Source organism: Halalkalibacter sp. APA_J-10(15), from assembly GCF_023017105.1.
In the GTDB taxonomy this organism is placed as follows: domain Bacteria; phylum Bacillota; class Bacilli; order Bacillales; family Bacillaceae_D; genus Halalkalibacter.
The window spans coordinates 17,262-38,159 of the sequence record NZ_JALKEV010000001.1; the positions used below are offsets into that span (position 1 = coordinate 17,262).

The window sequence follows — 20,898 nt, forward strand, 5'->3', positions numbered from 1 at the left end:
ATGTTCAAAGAGACTTTTTCATCACAATTAACCGAACAAGGAATTTTGATATCTGATCATCAGCTACATCAATTTAACCTGTATTACAAGTTGTTAGTAGAATGGAATGAAAAGATGAACTTAACAGCTATAACCGCTGAGAATGATGTCTATTTAAAGCATTTTTATGATTCGGTTAGTGCAGCGTTTTATTATTCTTTTGAAGGTGAAAAACATTTAATTGATGTTGGAGCTGGGGCAGGATTTCCGAGTATTCCACTTAAGATCCTCTTTCCACAATTAAATGTTAGTATTGTCGATTCGCTTAAAAAAAGAATTGGCTTTTTAGAGCACCTTGTCTCAACATTAGGCTTGAAAAAAGTATCATTGTACCATGACCGTGCAGAGACGTTCGGTCAGAATAAACGTTTTCGTGAATCCTTTGATATTGTTACAGCAAGAGCTGTTGCACGACTTTCTGTTTTATCTGAATTATGCTTACCCCTCATAAAAGAAGGTGGAGACTTTCTAGCGATGAAGGCATCTGGTGGAGTAACGGAGCTAGATGATGCTAAAAAGGGGATTGAGATATTAGGAGGGGAGATTAAAGGGGATTATTCCTTCAATCTCCCGATAGAGGAAAGTGAACGACATATTATTCATATTACGAAAGTGAAGAAAACACCTAAGAAATATCCTCGTAAGCCTGGAATGCCAAATAAAACACCGTTATAAGCCAATGTTTCACGTGAAACATTGGTTGCAGGTTTAAAAATTGGAACTGTTGAACAAGTTTGGTGTAAATGGTGCGTAAGTGAATTCGGGGGGATCGGCTTCGTGCGTTACACGTTAATCTGAAAGAAGCGCGCGTTCAGAACAACACAAAATCGTTGTAACGACTCTCTGTGCGATGCAATGTAGAAAAGACGCCACTGCATTTTGTTATCTTTTACTTGACGGTTCGTCATTTCAAGGATATAAATGAGGTAGGAAAATAGAAGGAATTATACGGTCAACGTCGAAATGAGTAAGATGGGTTACAATCAAAAGGTGGTGTCATGGCGATGAAGCAACCGTTTTCGCGCCTTTTTGGCTTGGGGGACAAGCAAGCTGAAGAAGAGCAGTTAGGGAACGAAGAAATAGAAGAGATAAAGGAATTGGAACAACACGACTACGAGGAAGTAAGAGAAATTCCTATTAAGGATATTGTCCCGAATCGTTTTCAACCTCGTACTATTTTTGATGAAGAGCGGATCGCTGAATTAGCGCAAACAATACGGACGCATGGGATTATCCAACCGATTGTTGTACGTGCTTATGATGAAAAATATGAAATTATTGCAGGCGAAAGACGTTGGCGAGCTGTCACTTCGTTAGGCTGGGAAACGATACCTGCACTTGTGAAGGAATTTAACGACTCACAGACAGCTTCCGTTGCATTAATTGAAAATTTGCAAAGAGAAGGCTTAACATCCATTGAAGAAGCGATCGCTTACGCGAAATTAATTGAATTACATGGACTCACACAAGAAAGCCTTGCACAACGGTTAGGGAAGGGTCAATCAACAATTGCAAACAAAATTCGTCTATTACATCTTCCAGAAAAAGTCCAACAAGCCATTATGGGACGTCATATAACAGAAAGACATGCAAGAGCATTATTAATTTTAAAGAATACTGAATTACAAGAAAAAGTATTAGAGGAAGTGCTTGAAAAGCATTTAAATGTCAAGCAAACAGAAGAGCGTGTTCGAGCTATTTTAGAAAAGCAAAATGGTGAAAAGAAGAAGGTACCAAAACGAAAAGCATACTCTAAGGATATGAGGATTGCGATGAATACGATCCGTCAATCGGTTGATATGGTCGTTAAAAGTGGTCTAACCGTTGATGCAGATGAAGAGGAGCATGAGGATTTCTATCAATTTACGATACGGATTCCGAAAAAGTAATCTATCGAAGAAGATAGATTACTTTTTTCGCGAAATGACAAATTGCTGAAGAGTATGTTCAAATAGCAACAAAAAATATCGCAATGGCTTTGAATGCTACGCGTCTTATCGCCAGAAATTATTGATCACAAGACTTTTAAAAGATGTAGCGACTACGCCCATTGTTTCAAGTTCATTCAAAAAAGGAAACTAGATGGCCTCGAAAAAGTTGACGCCAAATTTTTTTATTGCTTTTAAAACGATCTCTTTTGAACAATCTCTTAAAATGTAAGAAAACTTTATAAAAACGTGAAACAAAAAGTGTGTTAAAATAAAAGACGAACTGTAGGATGGAAAGAAGGTGACAGTGTTGGGGAAAATCATCTCCATTGCAAATCAAAAAGGTGGGGTCGGTAAAACGACAACCGCTGTAAACTTAAGTGCATGCTTAGCGCATTTAGGGAAAAAAGTATTGATTGTTGACATAGATCCACAAGGAAATGCGACGAGTGGTATTGGAATAGAAAAAGGCGATATAGATGAATGTGTGTATGATGTGTTAGTAGAAGATCTCAATCCTAAAGAGGTCATTTGCTCTTCTGCCATTGAGCGTTTGGATGTCATCCCTTCTACTATTCAACTGTCAGGGGCTGAAATTGAGCTAGTACCGACCATTTCAAGAGAAGTACGCTTGAAAAGGGCATTAGCTACCATTTCTGAGGAGTATGATTTTATTTTCATTGATTGTCCTCCTTCACTTGGTCTATTGACCATTAATTCTCTAACTGCATCAGATTCAGTTTTAATTCCAGTGCAATGTGAATATTATGCGTTAGAAGGATTAAGCCAATTATTAAATACAGTTAGGCTTGTACAGAAGCATTTAAATACTGATCTGGCTATTGAAGGCGTATTATTAACGATGTTAGATGCGCGTACGAATTTAGGGATACAAGTGATAGAAGAAGTGAAAAAATACTTTAGAGAGAAAGTATTTGAAACGATTATACCGAGAAATGTTCGATTAGGTGAAGCACCGAGTCATGGGATGCCGATCATTACATATGATTCAAAATCCCGTGGTGCAGAAGTGTATGTAGACTTAGCGAAGGAAGTGATTGCGAGTGGCGAAAGGGTTAGGTAAAGGACTACAGGCGTTTTTTCCCGATCATTCAGAGGACATGGATGAGAAAGTGGAGCAAGTTTCTCTTTCAGATTTAAGAGCCAATCCGTATCAACCACGTAAATCATTTTCAGATGAGGCCATTTCTGAATTAGCCGATTCGATTCGAGAGCATGGGGTTTTGCAGCCAATTATTGCTAGGAAATCAATTAAAGGCTACGAAATAGTCGTAGGAGAAAGAAGGTTCCGAGCAGCGAAGGAAGCTGGCTTGAAGAAAGTACCGGTTGTTGTAAAAGAGCTCGATGAACAAAAAATGATGGAGCTCGCATTAATTGAAAATTTACAACGGGAAGATCTAAATCCAATTGAAGAAGCATTGGCTTATGAAAAGCTAATGAAGCATTTGAATGTGACACAGGATCAGCTTTCTCAGAGAGTAGGGAAAAGTAGACCACATATTGCTAATCATCTGAGACTGTTGCAATTACCAAACGTTGTACAACAATTCATTTCAGATGGTAAGCTGTCGATGGGGCATGGTCGAGCTTTATTAGGCTTGAAGGATAAGAAGAAGTTATCTCCTTTGCTTGAGAAAGTATTACAAGAAAAACTAAGCGTTCGTGAATTAGAGTCACTTGTCAATGAAATGAATTCGTATGTTCCACGTGAAACAAAAAAGAAAAAAGTCTCACTCCCTCCTATTTTGCTTGAGAAACAGGAGGTGTTACAAGCACGATTAGGAACATCTGTCATGATTAAGCCAGGAAAGAAAAAAGGAAAAATTGAAATTGATTATTTTTCTGACGATGACTTAGAGCGTATTATTCAATTATTAGAATCAAATCATGCATAATATAAAAAGAATATTCCTTTAGTCGTTTGGTGGACCTTCATCGAACGGCTTTTTTCTTAAGACTGATCAGGAACAATTAGTAGTAGAAAGGGTGAATGAAATGATTTATTTTGACCATGCTGCTTCATCATACCCGAAGCCGAAGAAAGTCGCAGAGGCGATGTCGGAAGCGGTTCTTACATACAGTGCGAATCCTGGAAGAGGTGGTCATCGATTAGCAGAGCAAGCTCGCCTCGCCGTTGAAGGTGCTAGGAAAAAAGTGGCGCAATTGTTTTCCGCACCTAGTAGTAAGAATGTATGGTTTTATCAAAATGCGACGATGGCTATTAATCAAGCAATATTAGGATTCCCATTTAAAAAAGGGGATCATGTGATTACAACGATGTTTGAGCATAATTCAGTCATCCGTCCGCTTAAACAATTAATGAAGGAAAAAGAAATAGATGTGTCTTTTATTGAACCAAATGCTTCAGGACTTATAGTAGCTGAAAACGTGATAGAAGAGATGACGAACCGTACGGTCGTAATTGCGATTACCCATGCTTCAAATGTAACAGGTGCCGTTGTACCAATACGGGACATTTCAACATACGCCAAGCAAAAGAATGTCGTCTTGTTTGTTGATGCTTCACAAACAGCGGGGACACTCCCTCTTTCAATGGAGGAGGACCATATTGATCTTCTTGCCTTTGCTGGACATAAATCATTGCTTGGTCCACAAGGAACAGGTGTATTAATAAGTAAAAACGATTATGGTTTAACTCCATTGATTGTCGGGGGGACAGGTAGTTATTCTGAGTTACCTTATCAGCCACAATCATGGCCTGATCGGTATGAGGCGGGTACGTTGAATACTCCAGGAATTGTTGGTTTAGCAGCAGGGATTGATGAAATTAATAGGAGAGGACTAGATGACATTTACGAGCATGAGCAATCGCTACTCAAGCACTTCGTTTCAGAAAGTGAAAAAATAGAAGGATTGAAGCTAGTTGGACCAACAGATTTAACAAAGCGGGTTGCTGTTGCTTCGTTTACATTGGACGGTTTAGACAGCCATGAGGTAGCGATGATTCTGGATGAGCATTATCATATTGCCGTTCGCGCTGGATTACACTGTGCTCCGATCATTCATCAAGCGCTTGGGACAGTTGATACAGGATTAATCCGAGTTAGCTTTGGACCGTATAATAAATTAGATGAAATAGATACTCTTATCCAAGCATTACAAGATATAAGTGAAGCGTTTTAATAGTGAGGAGTAGAAAAAATGGTGTTGCTAGGTACAATTGTGAATGGGCTTGCGATCGTTGTAGCCTCTTTAATGGGGTTATTAATTAGAAGAATTCCAGATAAAATGCGAGAAACGATTATGATAGCCATTGCATTAGCTGTTGTTGTGTTAGGGCTTGATATGGCATTAAAGAGTGAACAGTTTTTAATTGTTATTGCTAGTTTAGTTGTAGGAGCGATTATTGGCGAAATTCTAGATCTTGAAGGAGGATTAAATAAAGTAGGAGCGTGGATTGAACAACGACTTGGTGCAGCTGAAGAAGGCTCAATCGCGAAGGCATTTGTGACAACAACGCTCATATATGTCGTAGGGGCGATGGCTATACTAGGAGCATTAGATAGTGGTTTACGAGGAGATCATTCTGTTTTGTATACGAAATCAATGCTCGATGGTTTTACAGCCATGTTATTTACATCGACGCTCGGGATAGGAGTGATTTTTTCGGCTATCCCGGTTGTTCTGTATCAAGGGGGAATTGCTTTGTTAGCGACGCAAATTTATGAATATGTCCCTCAAGCACTGATGGATCAATTTATTGTCGAGATGACGGCGACAGGTGGTGTTATGATCATGGCGATTGGTTTAAATATTGCTGGGTTATTGAAGGTTAGGGTGGCAAACCTATTACCGGGAATTGTCGTAGTTGCTGTGATCGTCACAATATTGTACTTGATATAAGTAAACCGTGGATGGCTTTACTTAAAAAGTGATGTCGACGCTACCTGATAAAATAAAACTTTGAAGGTTTACAAAAATCCCCCCTGTAGAATGATAGAGCACTGGCACAGCTCGTTATGTTTTCGTCGAAACATAGAACGACTGGGCACAGTGCTTTTAAGATAGAGCTGATTTTCCCTTTCGTTTCAATGCTTCAAAGAATGTAGGAATCCGTTCTTGATTTGGAAGCATTTGATCGGCTTTTACAATTGCCTTTGCCATTGAATCGGCCATTTCCATCACCGTATGAAGACGTGTGTTTTGTAAGACAAAAAACTCCATCATTCCTCCAACATTTACAATGCCCGTCATATGGATATCTCCAATTGGCGGGAGCTTCTTCGAAACGGCAGCTCCTGGCTGTACAGGTCCGTGGGCCAACGTCATATAGCCAACACTGGATAGCTGTCCTAAGCAAGCATCGATGGCGATAATGAACGGACGCCAATGATCTCTTTTAATCTTCTCTAGTCGTTCTTCCATATTAACGGCATGAAAGGGATGTTCCAATGTTCCGTATACATGGAACCTGCGTAATGAAGCTGCTTCAAGCTTTGATCCAATAAGTGGCCCCAATGAGTCACCTGTTGAGCGGTCAGTACCAATACAAATAATAATGAGATCCCTTTTTGTAAAGAAAGCGGTCATTTCATGAAGGATACTAGCCATTTGATTAATAGCTTGTGGATCATCATAGTGAAAACGAGCTTGTTCTTCCTTTTTTATGAATAGACGATGGTTTGTACTCATAACATCGCCTCCTTTGCCATAGTAGTAACAGTATACGGTGCATTTTTCCTTTCTATACATAGAGAGTGAAGAAAGAGGAAAAAAGAGAGGAATGACGGTTATGTGGGCGAATGGTTTTAAGTGGATGTTCTTAATCATAGGAACAATGATTGGGGCTGGATATGCTTCAGGTAGGGAGTTATGGGAGTTTTTTGGTGCTGAAAGTGGACTAGCGATCATGTTGTTTTCTGTTTTATTTGCTAGCTCTTGCTTTATCATTCTATCGATAAGTGCAAAGCAGCAATCGTCTCATTATCTACCGGTTCTCCAAGAAATTATGGGAAAAAAACTAGCGAGAATGTATGATTGTATGATCCTAATCTATTTGTTTTCTGTAACGGTTATTATGCTTGCTGGTGGCGGAGCTACGTTAGAGGTTATTCATGTTCCATACTGGCTAGGAACCGTTTTTATTGGAGGAATGGTTGTCATTCTCTTTCTATGGGATACACGTGGAATGACATCGATGAACGCCCTTATCATTCCAGTATTGATTGTCTTTCTATTAGGTGTCCTTATTGCCTTTCAATCATTACTAGGGTTTCCGATTCAATTTCGAGTTGAACAGCAGCATAATTGGCCGTCAGCCTTAACATTTACAGCTTTGAATATTTTACCGTTAATAGCGGTCTTAAGTGCGGTCGGCAAAGAGGTTAACCGTCAAGGGGAGATCTGGATCGCAAGTATAGGGAGTGGTGTTATTTTAGGAGGGATTTCGTATCTTTATAATGAATCGCTCTTGCAAGTATCTGGTGATATCATGCTCTATGAAATCCCATTATTTGCGATACTAAAGCATTATCCTTATTTTATGGTGCTCGTTATGTCTGGGCTATTATGGTTGGCGATTTATACGACTGCAGCGGCGGGGGTATTTGGTCTTCTTTCACGTATGCGAGAATGGTTGAAGGGCCCTGCATGGCTCATTGCCCTACTAATTGTGAGCATCATGGCTCCATTAACTACCTTTGGCTTTTCGACTTTAATTTCGGTTTTATATCCACTATACGGTGTGTTGAACTTGTATGTATTGGCGGCGATTTTACTATATCCAATATTACATCATCGTTCCATCGTGAAATGATTCATTTTCGCGATCAATTCATGTATAATAAAGAGGATTAATGAAGAAGGAGGATCATGGCATGTCAGATAAGGAATTTGCTTTGCATGATGTAGTTGAAATGAAGAAGCAGCATCCTTGTGGTGAAAACCGTTGGCAAATTATTCGGATGGGGATGGACATTCGGATTAAGTGTCTAGGCTGTCAGCACAGTGTCATGCTACCTCGTAAAGAATTTCTGAAGAAAATGAAGCGAGTTCTAGAACGCGCTTCAACTTAAAACGGTGTGAAGGCATTATAGAAGAGGTAAGTCCTCCTATGATGCCTTTTACTATGGGAATGTACCTGGTAGTATTAATCAAAGATTTAGCTTTGCCACTGTACGTTGCTAATAGAGTATTGAAAAAATGATCTTTTTCAATGCCTTTTGACAATAGGTTGTATTTTTAATCCAAACTCACTATAATTGGAATGATTATGATCAATAGATGAAGTGGAAGTTGAAATAGAAAAGGAAGTGACCGAATGGCTTTAACGACAGGAATTGTAGGGTTACCAAATGTCGGAAAATCAACGTTATTTAACGCAATTACACAAGCAGGAGCTGAATCAGCAAATTATCCGTTCTGTACGATTGATCCGAATGTCGGAATTGTTGAAGTACCAGATGTACGTTTACAAAAGCTAACAGAGCTTGTAACACCGAAGAAAACGATCCCAACCGCTTTTGAATTTACAGATATTGCTGGTATTGTCGAAGGTGCAAGTAAAGGAGAAGGATTAGGAAATAAGTTCCTTTCCCATATTCGCCAAGTTGATGCGATCTCACATGTCGTTCGTTGTTTTGTAGATGAGAATATTACGCACGTTTCCGGTGGGGTAGACCCGCTTCGTGATATTCAGGTGATTAATTTAGAGTTAATTCTTGCGGACTTTGAAACGGTTGATAAGCGCTTTACTAGAGTGGCGAAGCTAGCGAAGACAAAAGATAAGGAAGCCGTTGCTGAGCTTGAAGTGTTAGAAATGCTTAAGGAGGCTTTTGAAGAAGAGAAGCCTGCAAGAAGCATTGATTTCACGGATGAACAACTGGCTATCGTGAAGCAGTTTCATTTGCTAACGATTAAGCCTGTTTTATATGTAGCAAATGTGAGCGAAGATGACCTATTAGCCCCAGATGATAATGAGTATGTACAAAAGGTAAAAGAATTTGCTCATGCAGAAAATAGTGAAGTCATTGTTGTTTGTGCAAAAATTGAATCAGAAATTGCTGAGCTTGAAGGTGACGAAAAGGAGATGTTCCTTGAAGAGCTCGGTATTGAGGAGTCAGGATTAGATCAATTAATTCGCGCAGCCTATCAGCTATTAGGCCTACAAACGTACTTCACAGCCGGTGTACAGGAGGTGCGTGCATGGACATTCCGAAAAGGAACGAAAGCGCCGCAAGCGGCAGGGATTATTCATACTGATTTCGAGAAAGGCTTCATTCGAGCTGAAACGGTATCGTATGATGACTTAATGGAAGCTGGCTCAATGAATGCAGCGAAGGAAAAAGGGAAAGTTCGCTTAGAAGGAAAAGAGTACATCGTTCAAGATGGAGATGTTATCCATTTTAGGTTTAATGTGTAATTAAATGCAGTGATGATAGATGAAAGCAAAGTATTCCTCTTAATGTGAAACCGAACAAATACATTTGGTGCAAATATACCGCTCCTGATATATAATTCGCTTTCCGAGGGAAGCTGGTGACTCCATAGCGCTATGCATTGTGGAGTCACCAGCTTTTCTTTTCATAGAGTACACTGGAAATTTATCAACCAAACTTCCAGTGTACCTGCTACCGCGTTTTCTCTTAGTATACTTATTTTAAGGGAAAGAGATTGCGGTACAGTGAACGATCTGTTATAATATTGGAATGTGAGTAAAATGACTTATTTTGATGAGTTTTGCTCCTTGCTCCGTTAGTGGAGCCGTTAGACCAAAAGGAGGTGGATCGGAATGCGTAAGTACGAAATTATGTACATCATCGCTCCAAACCTAGACGAGGCAGCAACTAAAGAAGTAATTGAACGTTTTAATAATGTTCTTACAACGAATGGTGCTGAAATCGAAAAGGTGAATGAAATGGGTAAGCGTCGTTTAGCATATGAAATTAATGATTTCCGCGAGGGTTTCTATGTATTGCTAAATGTACAATCTAATTCAGAAGCGATTGCAGAATTTAACCGTCTTGTTAAGATCAACGAAAGCATTATTCGTGTTCTTATTACAAAAGACGAAGAATAATGAATGGAAAATGGGAGGGGTATGAATGCTTAACCGAGTCGTGCTAGTTGGACGTTTAACGCGTGATCCTGAACTGCGTTACACACCAAATGGAGTTGCTGTTGCTAACTTTACGCTTGCTGTGAATCGGACATTTTCGAATCGGCAAGGGGAGCGTGAGGCTGACTTCATTAATTGTGTCGTCTGGCAGAAGCAAGCTGAAAATGTCGCAAACTATTTGAAAAAGGGTAGTTTAGCGGGAGTGGATGGCCGTATACAAACACGTAGCTATGACAACAATGAAGGCCGTAGAGTCTTTGTCACAGAAGTCGTTGCAGAAAGTGTACAATTTCTTGAGCCTCGTAATAGTGGAGGGGCAGGGAATGAATCATTTGGCGGACCTCCAAGTTCAGCAGGGAATAACGACTTTGGTAAGCAACCAAATCGTCCATCTGGCTTTGATGATCCGTTTGCAAATGATGGCAAGCCAATTGATATTTCAGATGATGATTTACCGTTTTAATTACCTCTCACCTTTAATGAATGGTTGTGTGAATAGAATACAATTTAAAAGGAAAGGAGTGCTGTCAAATGGCTCGTCGTGGTCGTCCAAAGCGTCGTAAGGTTTGTTTCTTCACTGTAAACAAAATTACGAAAATCGATTACAAAGATACTGACCTTTTGAAACGTTTCATTTCTGAGCGTGGTAAGATTTTACCTCGTCGTGTAACTGGAACGTCAGCGAAGTATCAACGTCAACTTACAATTGCCATTAAGCGTTCTCGTCAAATCGCATTATTGCCATATGTGAATGATGTTAACTAATTAGATATATCAAAACAAAGCATGATAGAGATACAGTCTCTGTCGTGCTTTTTTTAACATTCCGCTTAATTTCATCTAAGTTCATAATAGCAAAGCCGAGTTTACCTAAATAGGGTGGGAAAATGAAGGGTTTCTGGAATAGCAGGAAGGGAAGAAGCTCATAAAGCTTTCTAGTCAGAATATGTTAGAAGACGACATCCATGTGGCCTTGAAATAAAAATTGAATAAATTAAATTAACTCTATAAACCTTGATAAAAGAGCAAATAGAAAAAGCGTGTTTTGAAAAATTGATCAAAATACGCTCTTGATTATCCTACTCGCTACTTCAACAACGGTCACCGTACCCCAAAGCAAAATAATAATGATTTTGCTCGTTCCAAGGCTGATCCTAAAAAATACGCTTCGTCCACCAGTGGCGAGTATAATATCCGATATCTCTATATGTAAGATATTGAGGGGCAGTAGAGTCTTCCATCCAACTTTCTAAAACAATCTGATTATTGTTCCAAACTCCTTTATTAAGATACATATTTCCTATTTTTACTAGATTTATCACACGCATGCATAGGCCATTTCCACCATTGTTTATAACTTGAGGATCTTCATACCAACGACAATCACTTATTAAATGATGCCAATATCCATGGTATTTTATAAAGAAACAACACATGTAATAGGATGTTCACCTTTGTATGCTTTAACTTTCCTGTTAATTACGGTAAAATATAAAGGAATATCTATAAAGATATAAAAGATCGGAAAAATGAGGTGTATTTGTGAGAGATACAAAAACGATGACAGAGGGAGCCATATTGGCTGCTATCGTTACGATTCTATTACTTCTCACTCTATATGTTCCACTAATAAACACGATTATAATGTGGGCGTTGCCATTGCCTTTTGTCGTTTTCACATTTCGTCGAGGGCTGAAGGCCGGGACGGTATTATTACTTGTTTCCTCCTTTTTAGGCTTTATTCTAGGTGGAGGGGTATTAGCAATAATTCCGGCTATCATGTTTGGAACAGCTGGTATGGTGATTGGTGAGATTCACCGTCGAGGCTTGAGTGGCTTTGCCGTTCTGCTAGGTGCATCTTTGGCATATATCGTACATATTTTGCTCTTATTCGTCGGTATGACTCTGTTAGTTGGACAAAGTCCTATGCAGCTAGCAGCTGATTTAACACGTGATCAAATGGAGCTTGTTGAGCGTACATTAGGTGGAATGGGACAAATGAATACTGAGATGCTTGATGAAGCATTGGATACATTACTGTATTTAGCTCCGGTAGCCATTGTCTTTTCAGGAATCCTATTAGCGATCATTACGGTGCTTCTTAGTTATTTCGTTTTAAAAAGATTAGGACATGATGTGAAGAAATTGCCTCCCTTTCGTCATTGGGCGTTTCCGAAAAGCTTCTTATGGTATTATTTAGTTGTACTTATTGTTGCTTTAATCGGTGTTGAAGAAGGAACAGTGATGTTTACGGTTGTGCAAAACCTGATGATGCTATTAGGGTTTGTTTTGACAATTCAAGGATTCGCTTTTATTTTCTTTTATTGTCATCATAAAAAAGTTTCTATCGCTCTCCCTATTATCATTGTCGTAGCATCCTTCATCCTTTTACCAATCATTGAGATTATTCGTATAGTAGGAATTATTGACTTAGGCTTTGATTTGCGTAAGCGCATTGCTGGCCAGGATAATAGGAGCTGACGATATGCCAAACTTTTTATTAAATCGCTGGCACGGGTATCATGTCATTGCTCTCTTTATCGTTGCAACTGGATTTGTTAGTTTTGTCGCATGGTACAATTGGAAGGTAGGAGTCATTGGTTTCCTCTTATTAGGGGTCGTACTTGTTTTCACGATTCAAGCAAGAATGGCGTTTGAGCGCGACTTAATCAATTATATTTCGACTCTATCCTCACGTGTATCGAAAGCAGGGGAAGAAGCGGTCAAGAGGATGCCCGTTGGTATACTCTTGTACAATGAAGAACATACGATTCAATGGGTCAATCCGTATATGACCTCAACCTTTGATGAGAAGCTCATTGATTGTCCTCTAAGTGTGATTAGTGAAGAGCTTGAAAAATGGTTAGAAGAGGAAACAATGGAAGGGCTTTTACACATAGATGAGTCCATTTACCAAGTAACGATTGAGCCTCAAGAACGATTGCTCTATATGATTGATGTGACGGAGCAAGAGCAGGCTTTAGAGCAATTTCATCAGTCTAAAACCGTTCTAGCGATGCTTTATTTAGATAATTATGATGAAGTGATGCAGGGGATCGATGATCAAGTTCGCGGACGGATGATGAGTATTGTAACGAAGACGTTAAATGAGTGGGCTGACTATTATGGGGTCTATTTAAGGAGAACATCGGCGGATCGTTTTATTGCGGTTATGCATGCCTACTCGCTTAATGAAATGGAAGAAAGTCGATTTGAAATTATTGATGATATTCGTGAGCGAACGGCTAAAGAAAAATTAGCGATTACGCTTAGTATTGGTGTAGGGACAGATGAAGACGATTTGCGTGAATTAGGAAAAATCGCGCAATCAAGCTTAGACCTTGCACTTGGACGTGGCGGTGACCAAGTGGCTATTAAGCGCACAAACGGTCGTGTTCGTTTCTATGGTGGGAAATCGAACGCGATGGAAAAGCGTACGCGTGTAAGAGCGCGAGTTATTTCTCATGCACTGCGCGACTTTGTGACAGAAAGTGATAAAGTTCTCATAATGGGGCATAAAAATCCGGACATGGATGCAATTGGTGCGGCAATTGGGGTTCAGAAGTTAGCTGAGGTCAACGATAAGGAGGGCTTCATCGTTTTAGACCCGAATGATATTAATTACACGGTTCAAAAGCTGATGGAGGAAATAGAGGAGCATGATTACTTATGGTCGCACTTTATTACTCCTGAAGAAGCAAAGGATCAAATCACATCAGATACGCTTTTAATTATCGTTGATACGCATAAGCCATCATTGGTGATCGAACCAGAATTATTAAATAGGGTTGAGCGCATCATCGTCTTGGATCATCATCGGCGTGGTGAAGAGTTTATTGAGGATCCTGTGCTTGTTTATATGGAGCCATATGCGTCATCGACGGCAGAGCTTGTTACAGAGCTACTTGAATATCAGCCTAAGCGTCTACAGATGGACCGACTAGAAGCAACAGCATTGCTTGCTGGGATTATCGTTGATACGAAAAGCTTTGCTGTCCGAACAGGAGCGAGAACCTTTGATGCGGCATCCTTCCTTCGCTCAAATGGAGCAGATACTACGCTCGTTCAAAAGCTCTTGAAGGAAGATTTAGATCAATATGTGGCACGCTCGAAGCTAGTGAAAAGTGCAGAAACGTATCGAGATGGTTTTGCGATTGCTACAGCAAGCGAAACGAAATCATATAACCAAATTATTATTGCTCAAGCTGCGGATACGTTATTGTCAATGAAGGATGTTGTTGCTTCTTTTGTCATTTCCAAGCGAGAGGATGGCTATGTAAGCATTAGTGCTCGTTCATTAGGTGATGTGAATGTTCAAATTATTATGGAATCACTTGATGGTGGAGGGCATTTATCGAATGCAGCGACTCAATTAACAGATATAACGGTTATGGAAGCGAAGGAAAAGCTACAGGAAGCAATTGATCAATATATCGAAGGAGGTCAATAATTAATGAAAGTGATTTTCTTAGAGGATGTAAAAGGAAAAGGGAAAAAAGGCGAAACAAAAAATGTTTCAGAAGGCTATGCTCGCAATTATTTGTTACCAAATAACTTGGCCGTTGAGGCTACGCAAGGTAACGTGAAGAATTTAGAAGCACAAAAGAAAAGTAAGCAAAAGAAGGAAGATGAAGAGTTAAAGGCAGCTCAGGATTATAAGGCGGAGCTAGAGGCCTTAACAGTAGAAATAAAAGCAAAAGCAGGAGAAGGTGGCCGTTTATTCGGAGCTGTTTCCACAAAGCAAATTGCTGAAACGTTAAAGAAAATGAAGAAGAAGGTAGACAAGCGTAAAATTATGCTAGATGATCCCATTCGTGCACTTGGCTATACGAACGTACCAATTAAAATACATCCAGAGGTTATTGCCACTGTTAAAGTGCACGTTGTAGAGGAATAAGAAAATAGCGGAGGGTGTCGCAAAAGAGAGATGCGATACCCTCTTTAAAAATCATTATGAGAAAGGCGGTACTGGCATGAGTGATTTATTTGCAGATCGTACACCACCACAAAATATCGAAGCAGAGCAAGCGGTCATAGGGGCTATTTTTCTATCTGCTGATGCTCTTGTCACCGCTTCTGAACGACTTGCCCCTGATGATTTCTATCGAGCCTCACATCAGCGAATCTATGAGGTGATGCTCGATTTGTCGGAAAAAGACGAGCCAGTAGATTTAGTAACAGTGACCTCAGAGTTACAAGATCGAAAGTGGCTTGATGATATTGGCGGTATTGCGTATTTAAGTGACCTTTCTAATTCTGTACCGACAGCTGCAAATGTGGAATATTATACGAAAATCGTCGAAGAGAAGTCGATTTTGCGAAGGTTAATTAAAGTTTCAACATCAATAGCGGCTGACGGCTATGCAAGTGAAGAAGAAGTCGATACGATTTTGTCAGAAGCGGAGAAAACCATCTTAGATGTAGCGCAGCGTAAAAACACGAGTGCTTTTATTTCGATTAAAGATGTCTTAGTTGAGACATATGAAAAGATTGAAATGCTACAAAACCAACAAGGGGAAATTACAGGAATTCCAACAGGCTTCCAAGAGCTTGATCGAATGACCGCAGGCTTTCAACGTAATGACTTAATTATTGTTGCAGCAAGACCTTCCGTCGGTAAGACGGCTTTTGCGTTAAATATCTCTCAAAATGTGGCAACGGCTACGGGGGAGAATGTAGCGATTTTTAGCTTAGAGATGGGAGCGAGTCAGCTTGTACAGCGGATGCTTTGTGCAGAGGGCAATATTGATGCGCAGCGAATGAGAACAGGTGCGTTAAATGCCGAAGATTGGCAGAAGCTTGCAATGGCGATGGGAAGTTTGGCGAAAGCGGGTATCTACATTGATGATACTCCTGGAGTGAAGGTGAATGACATCCGAGCGAAATGTCGCCGATTGAAGCAGGAGCAAGGGCTTGGTATGATTATGATTGATTACTTACAGCTTATTCAAGGGAACGGCAAGAGTGGCGAAAACCGACAACAAGAGGTATCAGAGATTTCTCGTACACTGAAGCAAATTGCTCGTGAGCTTGAAGTACCTGTTATTGCTTTATCCCAGCTTTCTCGTGGTGTTGAGTCGAGACAGGATAAGAGGCCAATGATGTCTGATATTCGTGAATCGGGAAGTATTGAGCAGGATGCTGATATTGTCGCCTTTCTTTATCGTGATGATTATTATGATAAAGAATCGGAAAATCAAAATATTATTGAGATCATTATAGCGAAACAACGTAACGGTCCGGTTGGGACGGTGGAATTAGCGTTTGTGAAGGAATATAATAAATTTGTTAATTTAGATCGTAGACATGATGAAAGTAATATGCCACCAGGTGCATAAATGAAGCGGCCATTAAAGAAATTTCTCTTTTTTGGTCGCTTTTTTTGCTGATTCTCACTCAAAAAACGAATTACAGTCGAACGAAGTTATGTAAGAAATATATAAATGTTCGTGTTTACATTGACGCTATGAGGAGGAGTTGGTATACTAATCAGTGGCTTTGGAAAACTAAACTTACTAAAGGCTAATGCGGAGGTGCATGTCATGTCATCAGTTGTTGTTGTAGGAACACAATGGGGTGATGAAGGGAAAGGGAAAATTACCGATTACCTTTCAGAGCGAGCAGAGGTTGTCGCCCGTTATCAAGGGGGAAACAACGCAGGTCATACGATCGTGTTTGACGGTGTGAAATATAAGCTACATTTAATTCCTTCTGGTATTTTTTATAAAGATAAGGTTTGTGTCATTGGTAATGGAATGGTCATAGACCCGAAAGCGATCGTGGAGGAAATTGCTTATTTGCATGAACGTCAGGTTGATACGAGCAATTTACGAATTAGTAATCGTGCCCATGTGATTCTTCCTTATCATTTGAAGCTTGATATCGTTGAGGAAGAGCGTAAAGGCGCTAATAAAATTGGAACAACGAAAAAGGGCATAGGACCTGCTTATATGGACAAGGCTGCACGAATTGGAATCCGTATTGCCGATTTATTAGATAAAGAAGTGTTTGAGGAAAAGTTAGAACGTATTCTAGAAGAAAAGAATCGTTTATTTGAGAAATATTATGAGGTAGAAGGATTTACGAAAGAGGAAATCCTTGAAGAGTACTATGAATATGGTCAACAAATTGCACAATATGTATGTGATACATCTGTTGTATTAAACGATGCATTAGATGATGGACGTCGTGTCTTATTTGAAGGTGCTCAAGGTGTTATGTTAGACATTGATCAGGGAACATATCCGTTTGTCACGTCGTCGAATCCGATTGCTGGGGGAGTAACGATTGGTTCTGGAGTCGGTCCAGCGAAGATTACAAAAGCTGTTGGTGTTTCAAAGGCTTATACAACTCGTGTAGGCGATGGGCCATTCCCTACTGAGCTTCATGATGAGATTGGCGATCGAATTCGTGAGGTAGGAAATGAATATGGGACAACAACAGGGCGCCCACGTCGTGTCGGTTGGTTCGATAGTGTCGTTGTTCGCCATGCTCGTCGCGTGAGTGGGTTAACCGATCTGTCGTTAAATTCAATCGATGTATTAACAGGGATTAAAACATTAAAGATTTGCACAGCCTATAAGTATCGTGGGACAGTCATTGAAGAGTTTCCGGCAAGTCTGAAGACGTTGGCTAAGTGTGAGCCAGTTTATGAGGAACTACCTGGATGGGATGAGGATATTACAGGTGTGAAGTCGTTAGATGAGCTACCGGTAAATGCTCGTCATTACATTGAGCGTGTTTCACAGCTTACAGGTATTCCATTAACGATCTTCTCTGTAGGTCCAGATCGTGATCAAACGAATTTAGTGCGCGGAGTTTTTGCATAATTGAAATAAAATAGAAGCAAGTGTATACGCTTTTTGTATGTACTTGCTTCTCAAAACGTTAGCGTTTATATTTTTTAAAAAAGTAGTTGCACGTCTTTTTTTTGTGTGATATTATAAATCTTGTCGTCAAGAGTACAGGCTCTTGAATTAAGCAAAACAAGAGCCATTAGCTCAGTTGGTAGAGCATCTGACTTTTAATCAGAGGGTCGAAGGTTCGAGTCCTTCATGGCTCACCATTTTTTGATAAAGTGGCCCGTTGGTCAAGCGGTTAAGACACCGCCCTTTCACGGCGGTAACACGGGTTCGAATCCCGTACGGGTCACCACTTTATTCGGTCCGGTAGTTCAGTTGGTTAGAATGCCTGCCTGTCACGCAGGAGGTCGCGGGTTCGAGTCCCGTCCGGACCGCCACTTTATATGAATTTTGGCTTGGTAGCTCAGTCGGTAGAGCAATGGACTGAAAATCCATGTGTCGGCGGTTCGATTCCGTCCCAAGCCACCATTTGCCGGTCTAGCTCAATTGGTAGAGCAACTGACTTGTAATCAGTAGGTTGGGGGTTCAAGTCCTCTGGCCGGCACTTTCAAATCCGTGTGAGAATTCATGCGGATTTTTTGTGTTTTTTAGGTATTTGGATTTTATAGTGGAAAAGGAAAAGGGCTTAAAAGTCTTCTTTTTCCAATTTCTTCATAAGTGTGGCAAAATCGACACCATCGTTTCCTCTTATGATGTAGTCTGTTACTTCATGCTAATTGACCGTATCGTATAACATAGCTTTGTTAAGAGCACCTGGATTAAATCGTTGCTTACGCTTTTTATGAATTAAACAGTATCTTGGCTTGTAGCACTTCTAATAAGTAGCCTCTACCTATTTTTTTAACTTGCCTTGTCATATTTACAAGATAATACAGAAACAAAGAATAATGGAATGAGGTTCATCAAGGTCGGTTAATTTAAGTGTCGATGGTCTCGTTTGTTACATGGGGATGTGAGGAGAGGCCACATTCAGATCAATGAAACACCTTCTCGCTTTTCTTATAAAATACGAATTTCTAAATGACGTAGAAGAAACTTAGGGGAGAATCGAGGAAGATGTAGGTGAATTCATAGGTGGCATTGGCTTCACACGTTACACGTTACACGTCTTTATGAAAGAACCCCACTTTCATAAAGACTAAAAAACGTTGTAACGGCTCCGTACAACGCTTATAAGTAAAACGCAGTCGTGTTTTTCTTATCTTACAGTTATATTACAATCCTTTAACATTTAAATATATTTATGAAAATAGGCGAAGTTTATGCTAGAATAATAGAGGTTATCGAAACTTGTCTTTAAAATCGAACTTTTGACATACATGATAGACGTTTACATTTTAATTTTATATGTTTAATAGGAGGTTTGGCATGAGTGAAGTAGGGGATAGCTCAATACATAAGTACTATTCAAGGAATACAAGTGGTTTACTTTTAGCATCACTCTTATGTGTGTTCATGATGATGTATTTTTTTGTCGGAACAACTACAGTTAAGGCGGAAGAATCACTTTCCATACAAACGATATACCACGTTTACGTTGATGATAAACATATTGGTTTTGTTAATGATGAAGAAGTGGTTGAAACGGTTGTGCAAGAGAAGCTAGAAGAAGGCAAATCAGACGATCTAGAAGTATCTTTACATATTAAAGAAGAGCTTGAAGTGATTCCAGAATTTGTTTTCCATACGCGTAGTCAGAATAAGACAGTTACAGAAATATTGAAAGAGGATTTAACAGTAGAGGCAAAGGCAATAGCGGTTGTCGTAGAGGGAGAGCCAGCTGTTTATGTTGCTTCTGAGGAAGAAGCGGATGAGCTTTTAAAGGAATATATTATTCAATATGTTTCTGAAAAGGATTATGAAGCGTTCTTAGAGGTATTAGAAGAAGAAATGGACACGAGCGATATAGAAGTCGATGAACGTATGTACACTGACATTGACTTTAATGAAGAGGTCGAATTAGAAGAAGCGACAGTTGAGCCAAGTGAAGTGCTTTCCTTAAAGGATGCTTTAACTTTATTGAAAAAAGGAGTACTTGAAGAAAAGGTCTACGAGGTTCAAGAAGGTGATGTATTAGGCAGTATTGCCAACGACCATGATTTAACGTTAAAGGAATTTCTAAGCTTGAATGACGGGCTTGAAGAGGATAGCTTAATTCAAATTGGTGACGAAATGAATGTGACAGCCTATGAATCGGTATTAGATGTCATCACTGTACAAATTCGTATAACCGAAGAGTCGATTCCTTATGAAACAGAAGTGAAGGAAGACGATTCGATGTGGAAGGGTGAACAAGAGGTCACTCAAGAAGGTAAAGAGGGTACACAATTAATTGAGTACGAAATTACAGAAAGAAATGGCTCATTAACGAAGCGTGATGTGCTTTCTGAGGAAATAACAGAGGAGCCTGTTAATCGTATCGTTGTGAAAGGTACGAAGGAAACGCCATCTCGTGGGTCAGGTCAGCTAGGCTGGCCAGCAGTTGGAGGATACATCTCCAGTTATCAAGGGAATCGTTGGGGTCGTTTCCACCGAGGAATTGATATTGCTCGTCCGAGTAACTATGATATTTTAGCTGCGGATAACGGAACAGTGACTCAAGCGAGTAGTCAAGGTGGATACGGGAATGTCGTTCGTATTGATCATAACAATGGCGTTGAAACGATGTATGCACATCTTGATTCGATTGATGTAAGTGTCGGTCAAACCGTTTCGAAGGGACAGAAAATCGGAGTCATGGGTCAAACCGGGAACTCTACAGGCATTCACTTACATTTTGAAGTGTATGAAGATGGAAGCCTTCGTGATCCAATGGATTATTTGAATCGTTAATTGAAGAAAAGGTAGGTTAAAAGAGAAGAGTACTTTTAACTTGCCTTTTCTTTTTTCTAAAAAAATAGGAATGTATTACGAGGAAGAACTTGTCTTTCCTTTTTGATTTGCTTGTTAGGAAGGAAGGAGATAAAGTAAA

At 39.8% G+C, this 20,898-nt stretch carries 19 protein-coding genes and 5 tRNA genes; 23 read left to right on the forward strand and 1 reads right to left on the reverse strand.

Annotated features, from left to right (window positions below; translation table 11 throughout):
- From rsmG to MW695_RS00105, 6 genes are all read left to right on the forward strand, one after another.
- The gene (gene rsmG / locus MW695_RS00080) at nt 1-714 is read left to right on the forward strand and encodes a 16S rRNA (guanine(527)-N(7))-methyltransferase RsmG (RefSeq protein WP_247101372.1); all 714 of its coding nucleotides are present in this window, start codon (nt 1-3) and stop codon (nt 712-714) included.
- Between the two features lie 329 nt (nt 715-1,043).
- Nucleotides 1,044-1,928 (forward strand): nucleoid occlusion protein, encoded by an 885-nt coding sequence (noc, locus tag MW695_RS00085; RefSeq protein WP_247103038.1) that lies wholly within the window; start codon nt 1,044-1,046, stop codon nt 1,926-1,928.
- Between the two features lie 349 nt (nt 1,929-2,277).
- Complete coding sequence (locus MW695_RS00090) at nt 2,278-3,051, forward strand: ParA family protein (protein WP_247101373.1); 774 nt, start codon at nt 2,278-2,280, stop codon at nt 3,049-3,051.
- Nucleotides 3,032-3,883: a ParB/RepB/Spo0J family partition protein gene (locus tag MW695_RS00095; RefSeq protein ID WP_247101374.1), complete on the forward strand. Its 852-nt coding sequence runs from the start codon at nt 3,032-3,034 to the stop codon at nt 3,881-3,883. Before MW695_RS00090 ends, MW695_RS00095 begins: the two co-directional genes overlap by 20 nt.
- A gap of 100 nt (nt 3,884-3,983) precedes the next feature.
- Nucleotides 3,984-5,132 (forward strand): aminotransferase class V-fold PLP-dependent enzyme, encoded by a 1,149-nt coding sequence (locus MW695_RS00100; RefSeq protein WP_247101375.1) that lies wholly within the window; start codon nt 3,984-3,986, stop codon nt 5,130-5,132.
- A gap of 18 nt (nt 5,133-5,150) precedes the next feature.
- Nucleotides 5,151-5,852 carry a DUF554 domain-containing protein gene (locus tag MW695_RS00105; RefSeq protein ID WP_247101376.1) on the forward strand — a complete coding sequence of 234 codons (702 nt, stop codon included), beginning with the start codon at nt 5,151-5,153 and terminating at the stop codon, nt 5,850-5,852.
- Nucleotides 5,853-6,008: 156 nt separating this feature from the next.
- Here the strand turns inward: MW695_RS00105 and yyaC are convergent, their stop codons facing one another.
- Nucleotides 6,009-6,641, reverse strand: coding sequence for a spore protease YyaC (gene yyaC, locus MW695_RS00110; protein ID WP_247101377.1), 633 nt, complete (start codon nt 6,639-6,641; stop codon nt 6,009-6,011).
- Between the two features lie 100 nt (nt 6,642-6,741).
- On the opposite strand from yyaC, the gene MW695_RS00115 reads away from it, so the two are divergent.
- The 17 genes from MW695_RS00115 to MW695_RS00195 all read left to right on the forward strand — a co-directional run bounded on the left by MW695_RS00115 (nt 6,742) and on the right by MW695_RS00195 (nt 20,759).
- Nucleotides 6,742-7,764 carry a YkvI family membrane protein gene (locus MW695_RS00115; protein WP_247103039.1) on the forward strand — a complete coding sequence of 341 codons (1,023 nt, stop codon included), beginning with the start codon at nt 6,742-6,744 and terminating at the stop codon, nt 7,762-7,764.
- A gap of 61 nt (nt 7,765-7,825) precedes the next feature.
- Nucleotides 7,826-8,023 (forward strand): DUF951 domain-containing protein, encoded by a 198-nt coding sequence (locus MW695_RS00120; protein WP_035346616.1) that lies wholly within the window; start codon nt 7,826-7,828, stop codon nt 8,021-8,023.
- Between the two features lie 245 nt (nt 8,024-8,268).
- Nucleotides 8,269-9,369, forward strand: coding sequence for a redox-regulated ATPase YchF (ychF, locus tag MW695_RS00125; protein WP_247101381.1), 1,101 nt, complete (start codon nt 8,269-8,271; stop codon nt 9,367-9,369).
- Between the two features lie 369 nt (nt 9,370-9,738).
- Nucleotides 9,739-10,026: a 30S ribosomal protein S6 gene (rpsF, locus tag MW695_RS00130; protein ID WP_247101382.1), complete on the forward strand. Its 288-nt coding sequence runs from the start codon at nt 9,739-9,741 to the stop codon at nt 10,024-10,026.
- Between the two features lie 25 nt (nt 10,027-10,051).
- Nucleotides 10,052-10,528: a single-stranded DNA-binding protein gene (ssb, locus tag MW695_RS00135; protein ID WP_247101384.1), complete on the forward strand. Its 477-nt coding sequence runs from the start codon at nt 10,052-10,054 to the stop codon at nt 10,526-10,528.
- Between the two features lie 68 nt (nt 10,529-10,596).
- The gene (rpsR, locus tag MW695_RS00140; RefSeq protein ID WP_034745548.1) at nt 10,597-10,830 is read left to right on the forward strand and encodes a 30S ribosomal protein S18; all 234 of its coding nucleotides are present in this window, start codon (nt 10,597-10,599) and stop codon (nt 10,828-10,830) included.
- A 777-nt stretch (nt 10,831-11,607) separates the two neighbouring features.
- Nucleotides 11,608-12,546 carry a YybS family protein gene (locus tag MW695_RS00145; protein WP_247101386.1) on the forward strand — a complete coding sequence of 313 codons (939 nt, stop codon included), beginning with the start codon at nt 11,608-11,610 and terminating at the stop codon, nt 12,544-12,546.
- 4 nt (nt 12,547-12,550) lie between these two features.
- A complete protein-coding gene (locus MW695_RS00150; protein WP_247101387.1) occupies nt 12,551-14,515 on the forward strand; it encodes a DHH family phosphoesterase in 1,965 nt (654 codons plus the stop codon).
- Nucleotides 14,516-14,518: 3 nt separating this feature from the next.
- Nucleotides 14,519-14,962 carry a 50S ribosomal protein L9 gene (rplI, locus tag MW695_RS00155; RefSeq protein WP_247101390.1) on the forward strand — a complete coding sequence of 148 codons (444 nt, stop codon included), beginning with the start codon at nt 14,519-14,521 and terminating at the stop codon, nt 14,960-14,962.
- A gap of 76 nt (nt 14,963-15,038) precedes the next feature.
- Nucleotides 15,039-16,403 carry a replicative DNA helicase gene (gene dnaB, locus MW695_RS00160; protein WP_247101392.1) on the forward strand — a complete coding sequence of 455 codons (1,365 nt, stop codon included), beginning with the start codon at nt 15,039-15,041 and terminating at the stop codon, nt 16,401-16,403.
- Between the two features lie 204 nt (nt 16,404-16,607).
- Nucleotides 16,608-17,894 (forward strand): adenylosuccinate synthase, encoded by a 1,287-nt coding sequence (locus MW695_RS00165; protein ID WP_247101394.1) that lies wholly within the window; start codon nt 16,608-16,610, stop codon nt 17,892-17,894.
- Nucleotides 17,895-18,054: 160 nt separating this feature from the next.
- Nucleotides 18,055-18,130, forward strand: a tRNA-Lys gene (locus MW695_RS00170).
- A 14-nt stretch (nt 18,131-18,144) separates the two neighbouring features.
- Nucleotides 18,145-18,219: transfer RNA gene (locus MW695_RS00175), tRNA-Glu, on the forward strand.
- An 8-nt stretch (nt 18,220-18,227) separates the two neighbouring features.
- A tRNA-Asp gene (locus MW695_RS00180) sits at nt 18,228-18,304 on the forward strand.
- A 15-nt stretch (nt 18,305-18,319) separates the two neighbouring features.
- Nucleotides 18,320-18,395: transfer RNA gene (locus MW695_RS00185), tRNA-Phe, on the forward strand.
- A gap of 3 nt (nt 18,396-18,398) precedes the next feature.
- Nucleotides 18,399-18,471: transfer RNA gene (locus MW695_RS00190), tRNA-Thr, on the forward strand.
- Between the two features lie 824 nt (nt 18,472-19,295).
- Nucleotides 19,296-20,759: a M23 family metallopeptidase gene (locus MW695_RS00195; protein WP_247101396.1), complete on the forward strand. Its 1,464-nt coding sequence runs from the start codon at nt 19,296-19,298 to the stop codon at nt 20,757-20,759.
- The last annotated feature ends 139 nt before the right edge of the window (nt 20,760-20,898 follow it).

Coding starts and splice junctions, on each gene's coding strand:
- rsmG (WP_247101372.1), top strand. CDS start 1: ATGTTCAAAGAGACTTTTTCATCACAATTAACCGAACAAGGAATTTTG.
- noc (WP_247103038.1), top strand. CDS start 1,044: ATGAAGCAACCGTTTTCGCGCCTTTTTGGCTTGGGGGACAAGCAAGCT.
- MW695_RS00100 (WP_247101375.1), top strand. CDS start 3,984: ATGATTTATTTTGACCATGCTGCTTCATCATACCCGAAGCCGAAGAAA.
- MW695_RS00105 (WP_247101376.1), top strand. CDS start 5,151: ATGGTGTTGCTAGGTACAATTGTGAATGGGCTTGCGATCGTTGTAGCC.
- yyaC (WP_247101377.1), bottom strand. CDS start 6,641: ATGAGTACAAACCATCGTCTATTCATAAAAAAGGAAGAACAAGCTCGT.
- MW695_RS00115 (WP_247103039.1), top strand. CDS start 6,742: ATGTGGGCGAATGGTTTTAAGTGGATGTTCTTAATCATAGGAACAATG.
- MW695_RS00120 (WP_035346616.1), top strand. CDS start 7,826: ATGTCAGATAAGGAATTTGCTTTGCATGATGTAGTTGAAATGAAGAAG.
- ychF (WP_247101381.1), top strand. CDS start 8,269: ATGGCTTTAACGACAGGAATTGTAGGGTTACCAAATGTCGGAAAATCA.
- rpsF (WP_247101382.1), top strand. CDS start 9,739: ATGCGTAAGTACGAAATTATGTACATCATCGCTCCAAACCTAGACGAG.
- ssb (WP_247101384.1), top strand. CDS start 10,052: ATGCTTAACCGAGTCGTGCTAGTTGGACGTTTAACGCGTGATCCTGAA.
- rpsR (WP_034745548.1), top strand. CDS start 10,597: ATGGCTCGTCGTGGTCGTCCAAAGCGTCGTAAGGTTTGTTTCTTCACT.
- MW695_RS00150 (WP_247101387.1), top strand. CDS start 12,551: ATGCCAAACTTTTTATTAAATCGCTGGCACGGGTATCATGTCATTGCT.
- rplI (WP_247101390.1), top strand. CDS start 14,519: ATGAAAGTGATTTTCTTAGAGGATGTAAAAGGAAAAGGGAAAAAAGGC.
- dnaB (WP_247101392.1), top strand. CDS start 15,039: ATGAGTGATTTATTTGCAGATCGTACACCACCACAAAATATCGAAGCA.
- MW695_RS00165 (WP_247101394.1), top strand. CDS start 16,608: ATGTCATCAGTTGTTGTTGTAGGAACACAATGGGGTGATGAAGGGAAA.
- MW695_RS00195 (WP_247101396.1), top strand. CDS start 19,296: ATGAGTGAAGTAGGGGATAGCTCAATACATAAGTACTATTCAAGGAAT.